Source organism: Acidovorax sp. LjRoot66, assembly GCF_964253305.1.
GTDB lineage: Bacteria > Pseudomonadota > Gammaproteobacteria > Burkholderiales > Burkholderiaceae_C > Acidovorax.
In genome coordinates this window covers 3,985,369-4,001,616 of record NZ_CAXUQU020000001.1, presented here as the reverse complement: position 1 = coordinate 4,001,616, position 16,248 = coordinate 3,985,369, and the positions used below count along the sequence as shown (strand labels likewise).

Annotated in this window: 13 protein-coding genes; 6 read left to right on the top strand and 7 right to left on the bottom strand. The window is 56.6% G+C overall.

Features of this window, described 5'->3' with window-relative positions:
* Positions 1–42: 42 nt before the first annotated feature.
* Entirely contained in the window at positions 43–1,776 is a 1,734-nt protein-coding gene (locus ACSQ3Y_RS18805; RefSeq protein ID WP_436178452.1) for a caspase family protein, read from the bottom strand.
* Between the two features lie 136 nt (positions 1,777–1,912).
* On the opposite strand from ACSQ3Y_RS18805, the gene ACSQ3Y_RS18800 reads away from it, so the two are divergent.
* Positions 1,913–2,953 (top strand): IS30 family transposase, encoded by a 1,041-nt coding sequence (locus ACSQ3Y_RS18800; RefSeq protein WP_436178451.1) that lies wholly within the window; start codon positions 1,913–1,915, stop codon positions 2,951–2,953.
* On the opposite strand, the gene ACSQ3Y_RS18795 is transcribed toward ACSQ3Y_RS18800, so the two are convergent.
* The 5 genes from ACSQ3Y_RS18795 to ACSQ3Y_RS18775 form a co-directional block, all read right to left on the bottom strand.
* The gene (locus tag ACSQ3Y_RS18795) at positions 2,888–3,361 is read right to left on the bottom strand and encodes a hypothetical protein (protein ID WP_436178450.1); all 474 of its coding nucleotides are present in this window, start codon (positions 3,359–3,361) and stop codon (positions 2,888–2,890) included. The two genes, ACSQ3Y_RS18800 and ACSQ3Y_RS18795, sit on opposite strands and share 66 nt — an antisense overlap.
* A gap of 151 nt (positions 3,362–3,512) precedes the next feature.
* Positions 3,513–8,000 (bottom strand): hypothetical protein, encoded by a 4,488-nt coding sequence (locus tag ACSQ3Y_RS18790; RefSeq protein WP_436178449.1) that lies wholly within the window; start codon positions 7,998–8,000, stop codon positions 3,513–3,515.
* An 801-nt stretch (positions 8,001–8,801) separates the two neighbouring features.
* Positions 8,802–9,137 carry a hypothetical protein gene (locus ACSQ3Y_RS18785; protein ID WP_436178448.1) on the bottom strand — a complete coding sequence of 112 codons (336 nt, stop codon included), beginning with the start codon at positions 9,135–9,137 and terminating at the stop codon, positions 8,802–8,804.
* Positions 9,138–9,374: 237 nt separating this feature from the next.
* Positions 9,375–9,665, bottom strand: a complete 291-nt coding sequence (locus ACSQ3Y_RS18780) for an H-NS histone family protein (protein WP_436178447.1) — start codon at positions 9,663–9,665, stop codon at positions 9,375–9,377.
* 984 nt (positions 9,666–10,649) lie between these two features.
* Complete coding sequence (locus tag ACSQ3Y_RS18775; protein ID WP_436178446.1) at positions 10,650–11,141, bottom strand: hypothetical protein; 492 nt, start codon at positions 11,139–11,141, stop codon at positions 10,650–10,652.
* 189 nt (positions 11,142–11,330) lie between these two features.
* On the opposite strand from ACSQ3Y_RS18775, the gene ACSQ3Y_RS18770 reads away from it, so the two are divergent.
* Entirely contained in the window at positions 11,331–11,633 is a 303-nt protein-coding gene (locus ACSQ3Y_RS18770; RefSeq protein ID WP_436178445.1) for a helix-turn-helix domain-containing protein, read from the top strand.
* Between the two features lie 338 nt (positions 11,634–11,971).
* On the opposite strand, the gene ACSQ3Y_RS18765 is transcribed toward ACSQ3Y_RS18770, so the two are convergent.
* Positions 11,972–12,523 (bottom strand): PaaI family thioesterase, encoded by a 552-nt coding sequence (locus ACSQ3Y_RS18765; RefSeq protein ID WP_436178444.1) that lies wholly within the window; start codon positions 12,521–12,523, stop codon positions 11,972–11,974.
* A 57-nt stretch (positions 12,524–12,580) separates the two neighbouring features.
* On the opposite strand from ACSQ3Y_RS18765, the gene ACSQ3Y_RS18760 reads away from it, so the two are divergent.
* The 4 genes from ACSQ3Y_RS18760 to ACSQ3Y_RS18745 are packed head-to-tail and all read left to right on the top strand — an operon-like array spanning position 12,581 to position 16,247.
* Positions 12,581–13,060: a MarR family winged helix-turn-helix transcriptional regulator gene (locus tag ACSQ3Y_RS18760; protein WP_057202993.1), complete on the top strand. Its 480-nt coding sequence runs from the start codon at positions 12,581–12,583 to the stop codon at positions 13,058–13,060.
* On the top strand, positions 13,050–14,318 hold the full coding sequence (locus ACSQ3Y_RS18755) for an MFS transporter (RefSeq protein WP_436178443.1): 1,269 nt from the start codon (positions 13,050–13,052) through the stop codon (positions 14,316–14,318). Before ACSQ3Y_RS18760 ends, ACSQ3Y_RS18755 begins: the two co-directional genes overlap by 11 nt.
* A gap of 34 nt (positions 14,319–14,352) precedes the next feature.
* The gene (locus ACSQ3Y_RS18750) at positions 14,353–14,829 is read left to right on the top strand and encodes a MaoC family dehydratase (protein ID WP_436178442.1); all 477 of its coding nucleotides are present in this window, start codon (positions 14,353–14,355) and stop codon (positions 14,827–14,829) included.
* Entirely contained in the window at positions 14,826–16,247 is a 1,422-nt protein-coding gene (locus ACSQ3Y_RS18745) for an MATE family efflux transporter (protein ID WP_436178441.1), read from the top strand. The genes ACSQ3Y_RS18750 and ACSQ3Y_RS18745 overlap by 4 nt, the downstream gene beginning before the upstream one ends.
* Position 16,248 lies beyond the last annotated feature (1 nt).

Here is a 16,248-nt window from a genome sequence, read left to right as displayed (position 1 = left end):
TAAGTGGCTCCTGCTAAGTATCTGCTCGAGCTCGCTGCGCCTTTAATGCCAATGCAGGCCTCTGAGATCACGAAGTAGGGCGTCCGCAACTTTTAAAAAGCGAGCAAAATCGCCACCGAACAGCCCCGATTTCAATGGCAACCAATTTCCCTGAAAAGCTTTTGCCTCTTCTATTACCCGAATTAGAGGCGCCTGTTTCCATCCGAACCTTCCGATTGGACCCCAGGGGGTTCCCTCTTTGGCAAGACGCACATCTGCCGAACAAAGCGCAAAATATACCTCAAAGGTATCAAATGCAACCTCATAATTCTTCCCTAGAAAAAGTGCATCATCCAAATCCGGCTGCAGAATTTTCAGAAAGTGATCGCTTAACGGAGTATATTTTTCTTCTTGACCAGGAATGCGCTTTAGGATATTTGACCGGTTAAATGCAAGAATCGCGGAAGAGGCGGCCTCAATGAAAGTTCCATGCTCGCGATGTAGATCACTGTTCGGCAGCTGCGTACGGAAAATCGCAGCTAGCGAATCATATCGGCTCGCGTCTATCGCAGCAATTCCACAGCAATATAGCTCGATCAGTAGGGGATACCAACGTAAATCGAGCCAAACCGATAATCCACTGACTGATTCGAGCCGATCGCCGGAGCGCGCTAGACATTTTTGCAGCGTAAGCAAGTGATGAGCGCGTCCCCACTGAGAAACACAAGCGAGGAGAATTGAGATGTTTCGAGCAGCAGCCTCATAACGAGTTATCCGAGATTCGAATTCTTCCTGCGTAAAAGTGGTAGATGGTGCAAATGAATCGTCAGCTGTAGATGCCAAGAAGCGCCTAACTTGATCACTGAGCAAATCATGCAGGCCAATGGATCCGCTCTCGCTCGCAAGTAGTTTTTTGGCCTCTTCAACTCTGACATCAATTGAATCAATCTCATCGAGGCCGTCTGAAAATGGGATCGAAACAAGTAGGTCAATGTCCTTGGTGTCGCTCTCCTCCAATACATCAAGACCGGGGGCCTTAAGGACCATATCTCCATCTCCATCAATGTGCCCAAAATGCGGTGTCTGATTAGAATCTTTGTCACTGGCGACCCTACCATAAACATATGACATAACGCCGCTGGCAGTCAAAAATCCTTCCGGTGTTAAGGCCTTACCTTGAATTGCTTCAATAAGATGCCCCGTAAAAACAGAGTGATTTGGAATAGGTCCCCCTGAATCAGAGACTACTTGATTAGCCTTTCCCGCAGTAAGTACCTGCCGAGATGTCCGCAGCATCATGTCTTTAAGAAATCGAGAACTGCCCGCGCTCGCAGTACGCACTAGCGCTAAACCTCCATAACATGCATCCATAATGAATAGGATGTGCTTTGCCCTAATTAGATCGACATTTTTAGTTAGGTCGTCCCAACGTATGCAAGTAGAAATATCGTCCAAATCCGCGTCATGGGGAACGAGATATCCAACTTCACCTCGTCTTCCGGTGAGAGTGTGTCCGTGCCCTGCAAAGAAAACCACTATCTTGTCATCTAAATTAACATCATATTTTGCAAATCGCAGATATGCCTTGAGGATCGCATCCCTTGTGGCAGCTTCATCCGTCAATAGTGTGATTTTCGAATCATCGAAGCCGAGATCGTTGATAAGCGCCTCCTTAATTGCTAAAGCGTCACTTACTGCATAACCTAGGTTCGGCACACGTTTGTATCTGTCGATGCCGATCACAAGGGCACGTCCAATTTCGTAGCGGTTCTTGTAGATGAAGCGAAAATCAGTCATATCGGTAGATCCTTAACGATAGCCTACAAACATCAATGCTGCGGATTGCATAAGCATTTCTAAATTAATTTCATTGCCTATTTTCGGCGGATTCAAAACTGAAGTGCAACACCTGCCAGCCCTGTAAGGTCCGCAGATGCATTGCTCCTCCCGTTCCAGCCACTACAGCCAACTGCAGCCCGAAGACCGAATCACCATTGCCAGCCTGAAGCAGCAGAACTACAGCGTGCGGGCCATCGCAAGGCAACTGCTGCGCTCACCCGCCACCATCAGCCGGGAGCTGGTGCGCAATGCTCACCCATCGGGCTATGGCAGCGTAAAGGCGCAGTGCCTTTGCCTGCAGCGCAGGCGCTGCGGCAGGCCCGCAGTCAAGCTGCACGCTGACTCCATCCTGTGGGCCCTGGTGGGCCATTTGCTGCGGCTTCTCTGGTCGCTCGAGCAGATTGCCCTGACACTGGCACGCTTGCATCCCAAAGGCCATGAGCACCGCGTGTCACACGAGACCATCTACAACTGCATCTATGCCATGCCCGTGGGCGAGCTGCGCAAAGAGCTGATCGCCACCTTGCGCCACGCCCACAACAAGCGAGTGCCGCGCAGCAAAGGCAAGGACCGCAGGGGCCAGATCCCGGACATGCTGAGCATCCATGTGCGCCCTCCAGAGATCCAAGACCGCCAGTTCCCCGGGCACTGGGAAGGCGACCTGATCAAGGGCGAAGGCAATGCCAGTGCAGTAGGGACGTTGGTGGAGCGCACCAGCCGATTGGTCATGCTGGTCAAGCTCCCTGAGTTCAAGCCGGCCAGCACTGCCAACGTCTTGCAGGGCTTCACGGACAAACTGCTGGGCATTGCCCAGCCGATGCGCCTGAGCATGACGTACGACCAGGGCAGGGAGATGAGCATGCACAAGAAACTCAGCGAGCGAACCGGCATCGCGGTGTACTTCTGCGACCCGCACAGCCCCTGGCAGAGGGGCTCCAACGAGAACATGAATGGCCTGGTGCGCCAGTACCTGCCTAAGGGGACGGACCTGAGCATCTACAGCCAGCAGCAACTTGATGCGATAGCCGATGAGATCAACGACCGCCCAAGAAAAGGGCTGGGGGTACGATCACCGCTGGCCGTGTACCGCGAGTTGCTGATCAACAACCCGCAGCACTCCACCCTTGTTCATTGAAATCCAGGGTGTTGCGCTTCGCTTTTGAATCCGCGCATGGATAAATCGCCGCTCGTGTCGCGGTTCGAACTCATCGCGCCACACAAAGACACCCGCGGGCAGCGCCTTGATCGATTCCGAGCGCCATTTATTCAATCCAGCTTCATGACTGACTTCTTTTGAGCGAATTTCAGCGCTCAATGCTTCCAGCCGCGTATTCACTACATTGCTCCAGTAAGCTTCAGGAAGTTCCCTTGCCTGTCCACCTTCGAATCCAAAAGCTTTGAGGCCCTCAAAGTGGTAGAAATGCTCATCTCCAGCGAGCGCTTTCGCTAGGTAGTCAGCACTCATCGTCTCTCGATAGGTCAGGAGCGGAATCGCTCTCACGGGAATGGCATCTCGGCCGCCAATTTTAATGATTACATTCATGCCAACTCCTACGAACTAAAATGTAGCCTACCAAAGCACCCAGTCCCAGAATTTTTTCCGGATCGATATCCAATATCATCAATACACATAAGAGTACAATGTCTCTAATAGGTACAAAGTGCGTGCAGTGCGAAGATCACGATCAGATCATTTATGCTTCTGGACGCTCAGCCGCGTGGAGCCACTCGCCGAGGCTGGACATAGGCAGAGATAAGAAAATGTCCTGGATCTTAACTACGCGGCGCAACATCGCTTGGCCATCATAGCTTTCTCGCTCTTCGGCCTCGCGAAATAGCGACGTAAGCAATGTTCCAAGATGAGAGACGTCATAGAACATAGAGCGGTCAATAGCCTTGCATAAATTTGCAGCGATTTCTGCAAAATCTAGGGCGCTGTCGGGGTCAATCTCTGCGAGCGAACACAGCCATTGATCAAGTTGGTGAGGCATATTAGCTTCCGCAGCTGAAATCTCGGACATTTCTCCGTAGGCCGCTCGGAAGAGGCTTAGCGGAACTTTGGCAATGGGTCGCGTTGGTTCGAACAGCCTGCCTAATCGCGATAGCAATGCCTGGCGCGCAGATGGTTGGGTAGCAGTAAACTCCAGTGCAGCAAAACACGTCGAGGCGTGTTGAGGATTTCGAGCATTAGCAATCCATACCGTCGTAGCCCCTTTCCAGGCTGGCTCACTTGCAAGCGATTTCAGTTTCTGCTCCAGCAGTTCGCGAGGCATTCTTTCTCCGAGTACGGACAAGGCTGACAAACGCCCCCAGGCCTTGAGTACTTCGGGTACAGTAGAGCCTTCCATTCGATCTAGGTATGGCTTCGAGCGAGCGAATTGGCTTACTGTGACATAGTAGAGAAAATCATTTGCGTGTGCCCAAACACGCTCGTCATCGTCCGAGAAGGCGGCATCAAACAATGGCCAGCCGAGTTCTGTTTTAGAATGGATGTAGGCAAGTCGGCGTATGACTACAGCGCGCACTGCAGGGTGGTCGTCACGCGCTAGCCGCATTAATATGGGTCCTATCAGGGCTGGGATTTCTAGGCCAGCCTCTGCAAGCCGCTCGGTCAGAGACATAAGTCCATCAGCCAGAATACCGCGATCGCTGTTGATAGCAGTGAAGACCAAATCGTCATCTTGACGCTCTCCAACTCGCGGATCTTCCACCTTAAGTTGCGCTATGGCGAGGAAAAGTAATCGCGATACATCAGCGTTTTCAGGTGAGACGCTTGCGCAGCTCCGAATCACAGCTGCTCCCTCACAGCTGTTCATCCAAAATGAGGGGTGTCGCTCAAGCTCATCCATCAGCAGTTCGGAAAGCTCATTCGCGCTAACCTCCTCTTTTGCTCGCCAACTGGCAGATTTCACGTCGCCATAGCGAAAGAGTAGATAGTCTGAGACACCGCCCAAAATTGCGCGTCGACATGAGTTAGGAAGATCAGTCCAGCTGTAAATGAGAATTTTTGTGTATCGCCGCGGCTCAGCGCTAGCAACGGCGCGCAACAAACGATCAACTGCAACGGCCCCCTCCAAAAACTGGAAGGTTCCGCGGAAGTCGCGCGTGAGAGATTGACTGCTGACTAACAGTCTTACAAGGGAAGCATCTTCCAACAACGCAAAATCTTCAGTTCGAAAAGGTTCGCCAACTCCGCCGCTCCAAGAATGTATCTGCGGTTGATGATCCGGTGGCGCCAATTCCATAGACATCCGATCTACAAGTTGCTGCACAGTCCTCGATCTCAGCATTGCTGGAATTTTGCACAGCAGCCCATATCTCACCACATCGACATATCGCTGGTCGATTGATGAGACAGATTCAAGACGTTTAAGTATTTGGTCTTCTACCAAATCTAGTGTTTCACCTATGTATGGAGCTGACGCTGAAATTAAATTCCCCAACTCGAAAGGATCCGCAATTTCGCTGCGACGATCGTCAGCGAAAAATTCCTTCGTCAGCTCTATGTTGGCTTCCGGATTTCTCGTCATCGCCAACATCCCGATATGCCGCAATCCACCACAGTTATTCAAGCAAATATTTAAGCCGTTGATCTTCCACCACTCATCGTTATCCTTGGCATGCCTTAATACCGCAAGCTCAACCGCTTCTAGCAAATTATTTAGCGCGGTGGGGTGATGATGCGCATGGCGGGAATGATTAACTCCAAACGATGTCTCTTCGAGGAATATTCTATTTGGCCCCGTAGTCCCCCTGCCTTCACGAAGATTTTCACTCCACTGCTCTAGCGACGCTATCGCAAGGTTAAGTAGTAGCTCAGAATCGGCGAAGCGGTTAGTAAAATCCTGCAGGTGATCAAAGCTCGAACCGTCGCACTGCAGTGCGCGGTCAATTTGGATGGTGTAATTCGGTGGGTTGGGGACATCCGCAATGACATATTGCCACAGAAGCTTATCGCCGCGTGAATCATGCCGAGCCCAGCTAAGCAACGAATTACCAAGTGCATAATGACTTTCAGACGGAGCATTCACAAGCGCCTGGAGCAATTTATACGCGTCGACCCGATTCAAATCTTTAAATCGCCGAAGCGAAAAAGAGAACAAGCGGCGTAAATTACCATTTATCGCATGGCCTGAGGTGGCAAACCTTGTCCAAAAACTGAAGACACCTACAGGGTCCTTGTCAGCCCACAAACTAATTTTGCCTACGTGAATTTCCAACCAATCGCTCCTCCTTTCACTTTCTAAAAATGGGATGAAATTGCATATCCAGAAATGGTGCCAAGAAATCTCCGTGGTTGCAAAATATAGAGTGCGGAAGTGTTCGTGGTCGTTTCGAAAAATATGGCGCAGGAGATTCCAATCGGCATCTTCTGGGTCGCATAACGCATAGGACTCAGCTATCAGCCTCTTAATATGGAATGCAACATCAGCTTCGAATACGGCACGCACCTGAATACGAAAAGATTGCGGATCACGGAGTCGTAAATGAGTAAAAAATGCTCGGATGGCTGGCCGAATAAATGGTACTGGCTGCAACGATTGAATAAGCTCTAATAAATCGACGCCTTGGCGTATCGCCTTTCGCACGGCCAGCGCATCGAGGAGCGTTTGGTGACCAAAACCAATTTCATTGCTCTCGCTCTTGAATAGCACATTCGCGCTAAGCAGGTGCCCGAGAATCACGTCGTCGACGGTGATGCGACTCCGCGGAAGCTGATGGCGGCGTTTTGAAAGCATTTCGCTAGCCATATTTTCAATTGCTACCATCGCTATGCTGCCCATTTCAGCGGCAGAAGCAACCACATCGTCGAGATACACCTCAGTGAGTTCCTGAGCACTTGCTGCATTCCTTCGCGATGTCTTCAGAGCGATATCTGCAAAAAGCGCCAAATTTCGAGGATTGCCAAGCAACTCGCGAGTTGTCTTGTCGATACTTTGCGTATCTATCCCAAGCTGGTCCAGTAGTGGGCTAGTTACAGTATCCCAGTCTAAAGATTCTGCCTCGATGGTCCTATCCCAAATCTGGCTCGCAAGCCGTTTGTTGAACCTCAGGTCAAAGCTACGACAAGCTGCAATGACGCAAACGTTGGGAATGGTAGCTACGCGGTCAATCAGGCTGAGAAAAAACGTGAGGCACTCGCTCTCGCGATTCAGCGATAGCACGTCGAGGGAGTCGATAACGACAATCACACGCTTCCACTGAGACATCGCAGAGACCAGCGCGGGAATATCTGCTTGTAATCCCAATGCTTCTCGGCCTTCTTGGCTTGAGACGTCTACGAACTCCCGCGCTTGAAGAAATAGCAATGAAAGGTCACTGCGCTTCTCCAACCTGTCCGACAACTCCAAGAGAACGCAAGTTTTTCCAGCACCCGGTCCATCCGTAAGCAATAGTTTTGTATTATTTTCCGCAAAGCCAAGTAGCGTGTCCACTACTGGGCGGGCAATTCGCTGCTGGCCAATATCCCGGCGCCATGCACGACCAATTCGTGACATACGAGCTAGCTTGGCTTCAATATCTGCCTGCGCACTTGGCGGGGCTATTGCGCAACCACTATTCTCTAGCAGGCTAAGAAGGTCACCACGTGTGATTCGATGAGGATTGGCAACGGCCGAGCTCGGTGCTGTGCGCGACCCAAGGATATCGAGAGTAGACCATAGGGCATTAAATGCATCGTCAACGCGGGTAACTACTAATCCGAGATCGACTTTGAGAATTTCTGGAAGATCATCAACACTAGGTGTTGGCTCAAAATCCAACCTACTAAGCAGGTCGTGAACGTTGTGTGTGCCGGCATTGAGAACGACACTCCAAACATTCTTCAACTTGTTCAGTTCTGCCGATAGATTTCTCGGAAATTGGTTATCAAAGGCGGCCAAATCCGGCATTTGTTTTGCTCGATCAACCAAGCGACCTAGATCTCCAAAATCTGCGCGCGAATAGAAGCGCACTTTGACATTTGGATCTGCCGCAAGGTGGTCTGCAGCTTTTGCAAGATCATCAACTAGATCGTCAACACTCCAGGCCGTAAAACTCCCTTGATTCTTCTTGCATTGGCAGCAAGTCTCACGACCATCGTACCAGCCTACAATTATGTCATCAACCGGCGCCGATTTACCATTTGTTATTATTCGCGTAGAGTCAAGTTCCATCCATAAGATGCTTGCGTCCTTGATCATCCGAATCGCCCACTTAACAGCGATACAGACTTGATAAGTGTCACCTCGGCTAGAACGCACACCAGCTAGACTCATAATTTCTCCATGATTCGTCTTTACATCTTTTATACCTAGTGATGATCTCACGGACACACCGCATCTGTTGTTCTATCGGTAAAAAATCCTATGAACGGGTGAAGGCAGATGTCCCTATGGAATCGAAGCTATACACTGAATGAGCAGGTGCTACGGGACGCCGAAACATCAGCCAACCAAGAAGTCGATCCCAGTCTGCTTCATCAACTTGCTGTAGCTGAATGCTGACCCAAGCGCTTATCCTTCGGTTGGGGTGTCAATGCGGCGAGATCAACTGATAGGTCGCGTCGCTCACCGACATAAGTAGGTGGTGGTGGTCCAGCACTCGGGCCGGCTCATCCTCTAGCTGGCGAGAATTCGCGCGCCTACGATACGCATTGACACTGCATGGGTAGCAGGGAACAGACGTCAGCTTCACCGAAGTTTTAACCCGGCGTGGTCAAACTAGCGTGAAGAAAGCATCAAGCCGAGCGCCTTTGCGTGCGCCCGAGCGTCTTGTTCGCTCGCACGGCAATTGATCCAAAAATTGGCGTCCGAGCAAACATAAATTGCCAATGAAGGCGCATCGCCAACCGCACGCTAAATTCAGATATTGACGACCGCACTTTCGGCGAGGTAGCGCTCCATGTCTGACCGACACTCACGGTACACCTTCGCAATGTGGGTTAGTTGCGCGGCAGACAGGTTGAGGCTCACATGGGTACACGCTTTGGAGGGGCGAGCATGTCATTCATCTGCATGCTCGCTGCAGCGAGTACGGAAAGCCGGCCCTTCCTGCAAACTGCCAGGATTGCCGCACAGTTCACAGACGTGGGCGGACATTGCTTCGGCCATGTTGATGAGACCATCCGCATGCGAATCTCCGCCCATGTAGTTCACTGACAGCTCACCCCATTTTTCCTTCGCCTGGGTAATCTGGACTGCCTGCCCGCCGTGGTCAGCGCGATGCTGTAGTCGTTCGCACAGGGACTCCAGCAATCCGGCCCATCCTGCGCCGTAGCTCAGAGATGCATGTTCGAGAATGGCTGGGTAACGGAGGCGCAGTTCGGAGCGATATCTCATAGCCCAGGGCCTTTCGGCAATCATCGTTGACGGATGTAAGTGCGATTTGGCGCAGGCTGGTACCGGCTATCTCGCTTGAGTTCGTCAAGCATCGCTTGAGCATGCTTCTGCGACTCTTCGATGGTGCTCGCAGCGCGATCAAACTGCTCACCGAGCCGTCGACGGCGGGCTTGAGCTTCTGGTGTCAGGTGCGGCTCAGCGGGCGTTTGACCTTGGTCAATGGAGTACGGGCGTTGCTTACTTGATCTCGAATTGAGCGCGATCTTGGTTTGCAATCCACAGGGGTGGCTTGCCGCGCCCGGTCCAGGTGGCGCCGGTTTGGGGATCACGGTATTTTGGTGCTACGGTGTTGCCTTTGAGAGGGCTTTTGGCGCGGCCGGCAGGGAAAATGTCAGCCTGAGTCAAGCCGAACTCGGATATCAGTTGGCGCACGGTGGCCAGAGCATCCTGCGATTCGCTCTTCCGAAGCGCCTCGATTTGTGCGTCGAGGTCTTGGCGTTTCGCAAGGAGTTCTTTATAGGTTGGCATACGTTTCTCGGTCAGTTAAACAAACAATACTCCCCCAAATACTACCTCAGTCTTCCGCCAAAATGGACCCAATCCAGCGTTCAAAGTCTTGAACGTATGCATACCTGTTCTTGCCGTCTGCGACGGGAGTCGCTGAGCCGCGCAGAAATGACCAAAAGCTGCTTTGGTAGGGCTCAGGGAGCGAGTCCACCACAACGTAGATCGCGTCGGCATACCTGTAAGTAGCGACTGAGTTCCATAGAGCTTCAGCTCCGGGTGGGCATGACATTTTCAGCGTGCAGAAGTTGGCCAGTTCGGTTGATAGTCTCTGTGAGCCTCACACCTCGTACGGTGCCATGCTTCCTGAATCAAGCTGCCGTGTGCACCGCAGACTTCGCAGGTGTGAAGGGAGAGGTTCTGAGTGTGCGCAACCAGTATCGGGTCGGCCGGGTCGAGCGGGCTAAAACGAAGAGTCAAGCAACCCCACTTTTCACGAGCTGTATGAGCGCGGGCTTGCACGCCCCCAGCGTCCGCGCGCGCTTGCAGTTGATTCAGAAGCGTTTCGAAAATTCCCACCCAGCCTGGACCCCCGGTAGGGTGGCACCTGCCGAAGATCAAAGGAAACTTGGGCTCCAAGTCAGAAATACTCACAGGGAGCTCCCGATTCTTTCGAAGAAAGTTTCAATTCGATGCCGCTCGACTGTTCTCTGGTCTAGGGTCCATTCTGTTTTGTAGCCCACTTTCAAAAGATGCCGATAGTGAAGGCGCAAATTGTCTAAGCCCTTCTGCTTTAAAGGATTGACACCGCTTCTGCACACAGGGCACTTTGCCGCTTCGCCAACATCACTATGAGTGCCAAACCAATGGCACCGAGGGCATCCCACCGGACTGTTGAAGAGCTGGACTTCGTAGGTCATTCAATGGTCTCGTTGCTGGACATTTCAGTGCGGAAATTGCAGAAATCCGATCTTGCTTGGACGCGGGAGGTCACCGCGAAGACTGCTCTCAGATTCCACGTTCGGAAAAAGCCACTTCTACCACGTGCGTGACATAGGTCCCCGTCTCGGGATCGTGGTACCCGACACCCGCATCTAGGCTGCTACCGCGGGTTGAAAGATAAGCCTTCGTCACCACCAATTCGCTGTAGTACAGGTGACTACTGAAGATCCGTATGACTGGGCCTAGTAGACGCTCAGTGCCCGCGTTCTCTTGTCGCAGAAAGGTGATGAACGATTGTTGCTCAAGGGCCAGGTCGGATGCCAGACCGTGGGGATGCCCGTCGGGAGAGGCGATGCCAAAGATGCTGACCAGACCGGCGCCCTCAACGAAAAAAATCGAATCAAAGCGCTGGATGACGGACTCGCTTCGACGCACCTCTACGTCGGCCACCCAAAGCTCTTCATCGCTCCTCGGAAACTTGGCTAAAAAGCGTGGGAGGGTCACTTTGGCGACCAGCGGGGCCGTATCGTCGGTCAAATCCAGACTGTCCAGGCGCATCGCGGTCTGACTCCATGGGTGGATGGCGCAGCGCCGTCGCACCACGCTTGCTCGTGAAAGACGGGCGAGAACCGAGCCAAAAGGATGTCTAGCGTCGCCCCGTGCCCATAGGCAGCCTTCAAAAAGCTGCTTTCAAATGAACACTATAGATTGTAGTCCTATAGTGTTCATTTAGCGGTAATCGGAGGAATGAGCTCCAAGCGCCGCGTCACCAACAACCTTCCTCGCGCGATGAAGGCGATTCGGGACGTGCGTGCGCTCAGCCAGGAAGATTTCAGCCTGGTTTCCAGCCGCACCTACATGAGCACCGTGGAGCGTGGCCTTAAAAGCCCGACTCTGGGCAAGCTTGAGCAGATCGCATCGGTGATGCAAATCCATCCGCTCACATTGCTCGCACTCACCTACGCAAGCTCAGCTTCGCCCAATGCAGCCGCTGAAATGTTCGACATAGTGCAGCGAGATGTCGAAAAGCTTTGGCCTGGTGCAGACTAGATGCAGATGCGACATACCTCGCGCTCATCCGATTGCTGCGCTAGCTGTTCGAGATACTTGGCCCCGTAGTGACGCATCCTTGATGCATGCGTAGAGACGCCGGCCGGCGCGCGGTTGCCGGGTTTTTCTACGAGGGATCCCGGGAAGAGTTAGGGGCAGAGCGCTTTGGAGCAGTTCGGCAGGATTTACGAGATCGAAGCTTGGTTCCAGCCTCCATGCAAAGAAGCGCGAAACGGCTGCTACTTTTGCATTGAATTTGTTAGTCGCAGAAACTTGAATCAAATCAATGACTTGCAATCTACTAACAGTTACTAGTATTCAGAAGGTGTGGAGGAATCTCATGCCCTCGATTGTGCCGGTAGATCGAAAACCAGGCAGGTGGTGGTGGCGTGGGCGTACAGGGTGCCGTCGGGGCCCACCAGGCGTGCCTCGGCCGTGGCCAGCTGGCGCCCGCAGTGGATCACGCGGCCTTCGGCGCGCACGCGCTGCACCTTGGGGGTGATGGCCTTGACCAGGTTCACGCCCAGCTCGGCCGTGGTGTAGCCGCGCCCGGGCAGCATGCGGGTGTGTACGGCGCAGCCCAGGGCCGAGTCGAGCAGGGTGGCGAACCAGCCGCCGTGCACGGTGCCCATGGGGTTCAGGTGCTCCACGCCGGGGGTGCCCTGGAAGATGGCCACGCCCTCGCTGACCTCCACCAGGCGAAAGTCCAGGGTGCGGGCGATGGGAGGGTAGGGCAGCTCGCCGCGCAGCATGGCCTGCATCATCTGCAGGCCGTCGAGGCCCGCCACCTGGTCGGGCCGGGATACGCCGGGGCCCACGCCGCCATCCATGCGGGCCATCACCTCTTGCTCCACGGCAAGCCATTGTTCGAGTTGGTTGTGTTGTGTCATGGGTCTTCGTTCAGTTGAAGTATTGCATATGCAATTATTGCAGATACAATCGAATCCATGCAAGCCGAAATCACCCTTCCTTCACCCGCTGCGGCGCGTCCGCAGGGCTGTACCAACTTCAAGCTGCGCCAGTTGCTGCGCCGGGTCGGGCAGCACTACGACGCCGAGATGGCCAAGTGCGGCCTCAAGACCACGCAGTATTCGCTGCTGTCGCATGTGCTCAAGCTTGGCCCCATCCGGCCGGGTGACTTGGCGGCGGAGATGAAGATGGACGCCTCCACGCTCACGCGCAACCTGCGCCCGCTGGTGGATGCCGGCTGGGTGACCCTGCAGGCCGGCGCCGATGGCCGCAGCCGCCTGGTGCACATCACCGACGCGGGCCGCGACAAGCGCGCAGAAGCCCAGCACTGCTGGAAGGTGGCGCAGTTGTCGCTCAACGACCTGTTGGGCGTGGAACGTGTGATGGCGCTGCACACCCTGGCCGATGAGTGCCTTGAACTGCTGTCCCCCATCTCGGAGCTCGACCATGGCGAATGAACAGACCTTTTCCGCGCCAGCTTCCCCAAAGCCTGCCGTCCCACCCATCGCCATCTGGCTGGTGCTGCTGGCCGCCGCAGGCGCCTTTGCACTCACCATGGGCACGCGCCAGACCATGGGTTTGTTCCTCTCTTCCCTGAACACGTCCACGGGCCTGGGCGTGGGCAGCATCAGCCTGGCGTTTGCCTTCGGCCAGCTGTGGTGGGGTCTGACGCAGCCGTTTGCGGGGGCGGTGGCTGACCGCATCGGCACCGGGCGCGTGATCTTTCTGGGGGTGGTGCTGGTGGCCCTGGGCACCTTCATCACTCCGCTGATGACGACGACGGCCGGGCTGATCTTTGCCATTGGCGTGCTGGCGGCGGGTGGTGCCGGCATGGCCGGCCCCTCGGTGCTGATGGCCGCCAGCACCCGGCTGGTGCCGCCGGCCAAACGCGGGCTGGCCACCGGCATCGTGAATGCGGGTGGCTCGTTCGGCCAGTTCGCCATGGCGCCGATTGCCATTGGCCTCACGGCTGCGGTGGGCTGGGCCAGTGCCATGCAGTGGCTGGGCGTGCTGGTGCTGCTGGCGCTGCCGGCGGTCTTCGTGCTCAAGGGCAACTCGAAGGCACTGGCGGCGCAGGCCGCAGCGGCATCGGGCGTGAAGGCGCTGACGGCGCGCGAAGCCATTGCCCAGGCGCTGGGCACGCGCAGCTACCTGTACCTGTCGGCGGGCTTCCTGGTGTGCGGGTTTCACGTGGCCTTTCTGGCAACGCACTTGCCCGGTGTGGTGGCCGCCTGCGGCCTGCCACCCGAGGTGGGCGGCTGGTCGCTGGCGATGATCGGCCTGTTCAACATCATCGGCAGCCTGGCCATGGGCTGGGCGGTGGGCCGCTGGCGCATGAAGTCGCTGTTGTCGCTGCTGTACGCCACGCGCGGCCTGGCGGTGCTGGTCTTTCTGTTCGCGCCCAAGACCACGGCCGTGATGCTGATCTTTGCCGCAGTGATGGGCGTGACCTTTTTGTCCACCGTGCCGCCCACGGCCGGGCTGGTGGCCAAGATGTTCGGCACGGCCAACATGGCCATGCTGTTCGGCGTGGTGATGCTGTCGCACCAGATTGGCGGCTTCTTCGGCGCCTACCTGGGCGGCAGCGTGTTCCAGGCCACAGGCAGCTACGACTGGGTCTGGTACATCGACATCGCGCTGGCCCTGGGTGCTGCGCTGGTGAACCTGCCGATCCGCGAGGCGCCGCTCAAGCGCCTGGTCCCCGCCGCCGCCTGATACCCCGATCCCGTTTGCAAAGAGCCTGTTGACCATGACCGATACCATTGCTGCAACGCAGCCCCTGTACCTCGAAGACATGACCGTGGGCCGGCGCTTCACCAGCGGCGAGCACGCGATGGACGCCGAGCAGATCGTCAGCTTTGCAAGGCAGTTCGACCCGCAGCCCTTCCATCTGGACGACGCCGCCGCAAAAGGCACGCTGTTCGGCGGCCTGGCCGCCAGCGGCTGGCACACCGCGGCCATCACCATGCGCCTGCAGGTGACCACGGGCCTGCCGGTGGCCGGCGGCATCATCGGCGCCAGCGGCGACGTGGCCTGGCCCCGGCCCACGCGCCCCACCGACGTACTGCATGTGGTGAGCGAGGTGATGGAGACCAACCCCTCCAGGTCCAAGCCCGACCGGGGCATGGTGACCGTGCGCAGTGAGACCCTGAACCAGCATGGTGACGTGCTGCAGGTCTCGACCGTGCGCATCGTCGTGCCGCGCAAGTCCGGGGCTGCGCCATGAGCGCCGCCGCCTCCGCAGACGCGATGAACCCGCGCACCCGCATGCTGCTGGAGGCGCCCATCGCCTCCACCTTGCTGCGCATGGCTGCCCCAAATGTGCTGGTGATGCTGGCCCAGGCCGGCGTGGGCCTGATCGAGACCTATTTCGTCGGCAAGCTCGGCACCGATGCGCTGGCTGGCATGGCGCTGGTGTTTCCGGTGGTGATGCTGATGCAGATGATGTCGGCCGGCGCCATTGGCGGCGGCGTGGCGGCGGCCATTGCGCGGGCGCTGGGTGCGCGCCGGCGCGAGGACGCGGACGCGCTGGTGCTGCATGCGCTGGTCATCGGGCTGGTGTTTTCGCTCGTGTTCACCCTGGCCGTGGTGGGGGGCGGGCGCTGGCTCTACGCCCGCATGGGCGGGGCAGGGGGCGCGCTGGAGGCGGCGCTCATCTATTCCAACTGGGTGTTTGCCGGTGCGGTCTGCGTCTGGGTGTTCAACACCCTGGCGGCCATCATCCGCGGCACGGGCAACATGGCCGTGCCGGCCTATGTCACGGTATGGGGCGCACTGGTGCTCATCCCCCTGTCGCCGCTGCTGATCTTTGGCTGGGGCCCGCTGCCGGGCCTGGGCATTGCGGGCGGTGCCATCGCGCTCATGGCCTACTACGTGCTGGGCAGCGCGGTGCTGGCCTGGTACCTGTGGTCGCCGCGCAGCCTGCTGCGGCCCGCGTTCAAGGGGCTGCAACTGCGCTGGGCGCTGTTCGCGGACATTCTGCGCGTGGGCCTGGTGGGGGCGGTCTCCACCGTGGCGACCAATGTGGCCATCGGCGTCACCACGGCGCTGGTGGGCGGTTTCGGCACGGCGGCCATTGCAGGCTACGGCACGGCATCGCGGCTCGAATACCTGATGGTGCCGCTGGTGTTCGGCTTTGGCGCGCCGCTGGTGGCCATGGTCGGCACCTGCATCGGCGCGGGCCAGCGCGAGCGCGCCTTGCGCGCCACCTGGATCGGCGCCGCCATGGCGTTCGGCATGACCGAGGCCATCGGCCTGTGGGCCGCGTTTTTTCCCGCCACCTGGCTGTCGCTGTTCGCCAGCGACCCGGCCATGATCGCCGCAGGCAGCCAGTACCTGCGCACGGTGGGCCCGGTGTATGGCTTCTTTGGCCTGGGGCTGGTGCTGTATTTCGCCTCGCAGGGGGCCGGGCGCCTGTTCTGGCCGGTGGCCGGCAACCTGGCCCGGCTGGTGATCGCCGTGGTGGGCGGCTGGCTGGCGCTGCGCTGGGACGGCGGCCTGGCCGGCGTGTTCGCCGCCCAGGGTGTGGCTCTGGTGGTCTATGGCATCGTGATCGGCTGGGCGATTGCCGGCGGTGCCTGGTTCGGCCGCGTGGGCTGGCCAAGCAGCCCGGCTGGGCTGCTCAGGCGGGTGCAGCAGGCCTGAT

What these genes read in the sequence shown, in the direction of transcription:
- ACSQ3Y_RS18805 (WP_436178452.1), bottom strand. Translation starts at nt 1,776, where the DNA reads ATGACTGATTTTCGCTTCATCTACAAGAACCGCTACGAAATTGGACGT.
- ACSQ3Y_RS18800 (WP_436178451.1), top strand. Translation starts at nt 1,913, where the DNA reads ATGCATTGCTCCTCCCGTTCCAGCCACTACAGCCAACTGCAGCCCGAA.
- ACSQ3Y_RS18795 (WP_436178450.1), bottom strand. Translation starts at nt 3,361, where the DNA reads ATGAATGTAATCATTAAAATTGGCGGCCGAGATGCCATTCCCGTGAGA.
- ACSQ3Y_RS18790 (WP_436178449.1), bottom strand. Translation starts at nt 8,000, where the DNA reads ATGATCAAGGACGCAAGCATCTTATGGATGGAACTTGACTCTACGCGA.
- ACSQ3Y_RS18785 (WP_436178448.1), bottom strand. Translation starts at nt 9,137, where the DNA reads ATGAGATATCGCTCCGAACTGCGCCTCCGTTACCCAGCCATTCTCGAA.
- ACSQ3Y_RS18780 (WP_436178447.1), bottom strand. Translation starts at nt 9,665, where the DNA reads ATGCCAACCTATAAAGAACTCCTTGCGAAACGCCAAGACCTCGACGCA.
- ACSQ3Y_RS18775 (WP_436178446.1), bottom strand. Translation starts at nt 11,141, where the DNA reads ATGCGCCTGGACAGTCTGGATTTGACCGACGATACGGCCCCGCTGGTC.
- ACSQ3Y_RS18770 (WP_436178445.1), top strand. Translation starts at nt 11,331, where the DNA reads ATGAGCTCCAAGCGCCGCGTCACCAACAACCTTCCTCGCGCGATGAAG.
- ACSQ3Y_RS18765 (WP_436178444.1), bottom strand. Translation starts at nt 12,523, where the DNA reads ATGACACAACACAACCAACTCGAACAATGGCTTGCCGTGGAGCAAGAG.
- ACSQ3Y_RS18760 (WP_057202993.1), top strand. Translation starts at nt 12,581, where the DNA reads ATGCAAGCCGAAATCACCCTTCCTTCACCCGCTGCGGCGCGTCCGCAG.
- ACSQ3Y_RS18755 (WP_436178443.1), top strand. Translation starts at nt 13,050, where the DNA reads ATGGCGAATGAACAGACCTTTTCCGCGCCAGCTTCCCCAAAGCCTGCC.
- ACSQ3Y_RS18750 (WP_436178442.1), top strand. Translation starts at nt 14,353, where the DNA reads ATGACCGATACCATTGCTGCAACGCAGCCCCTGTACCTCGAAGACATG.
- ACSQ3Y_RS18745 (WP_436178441.1), top strand. Translation starts at nt 14,826, where the DNA reads ATGAGCGCCGCCGCCTCCGCAGACGCGATGAACCCGCGCACCCGCATG.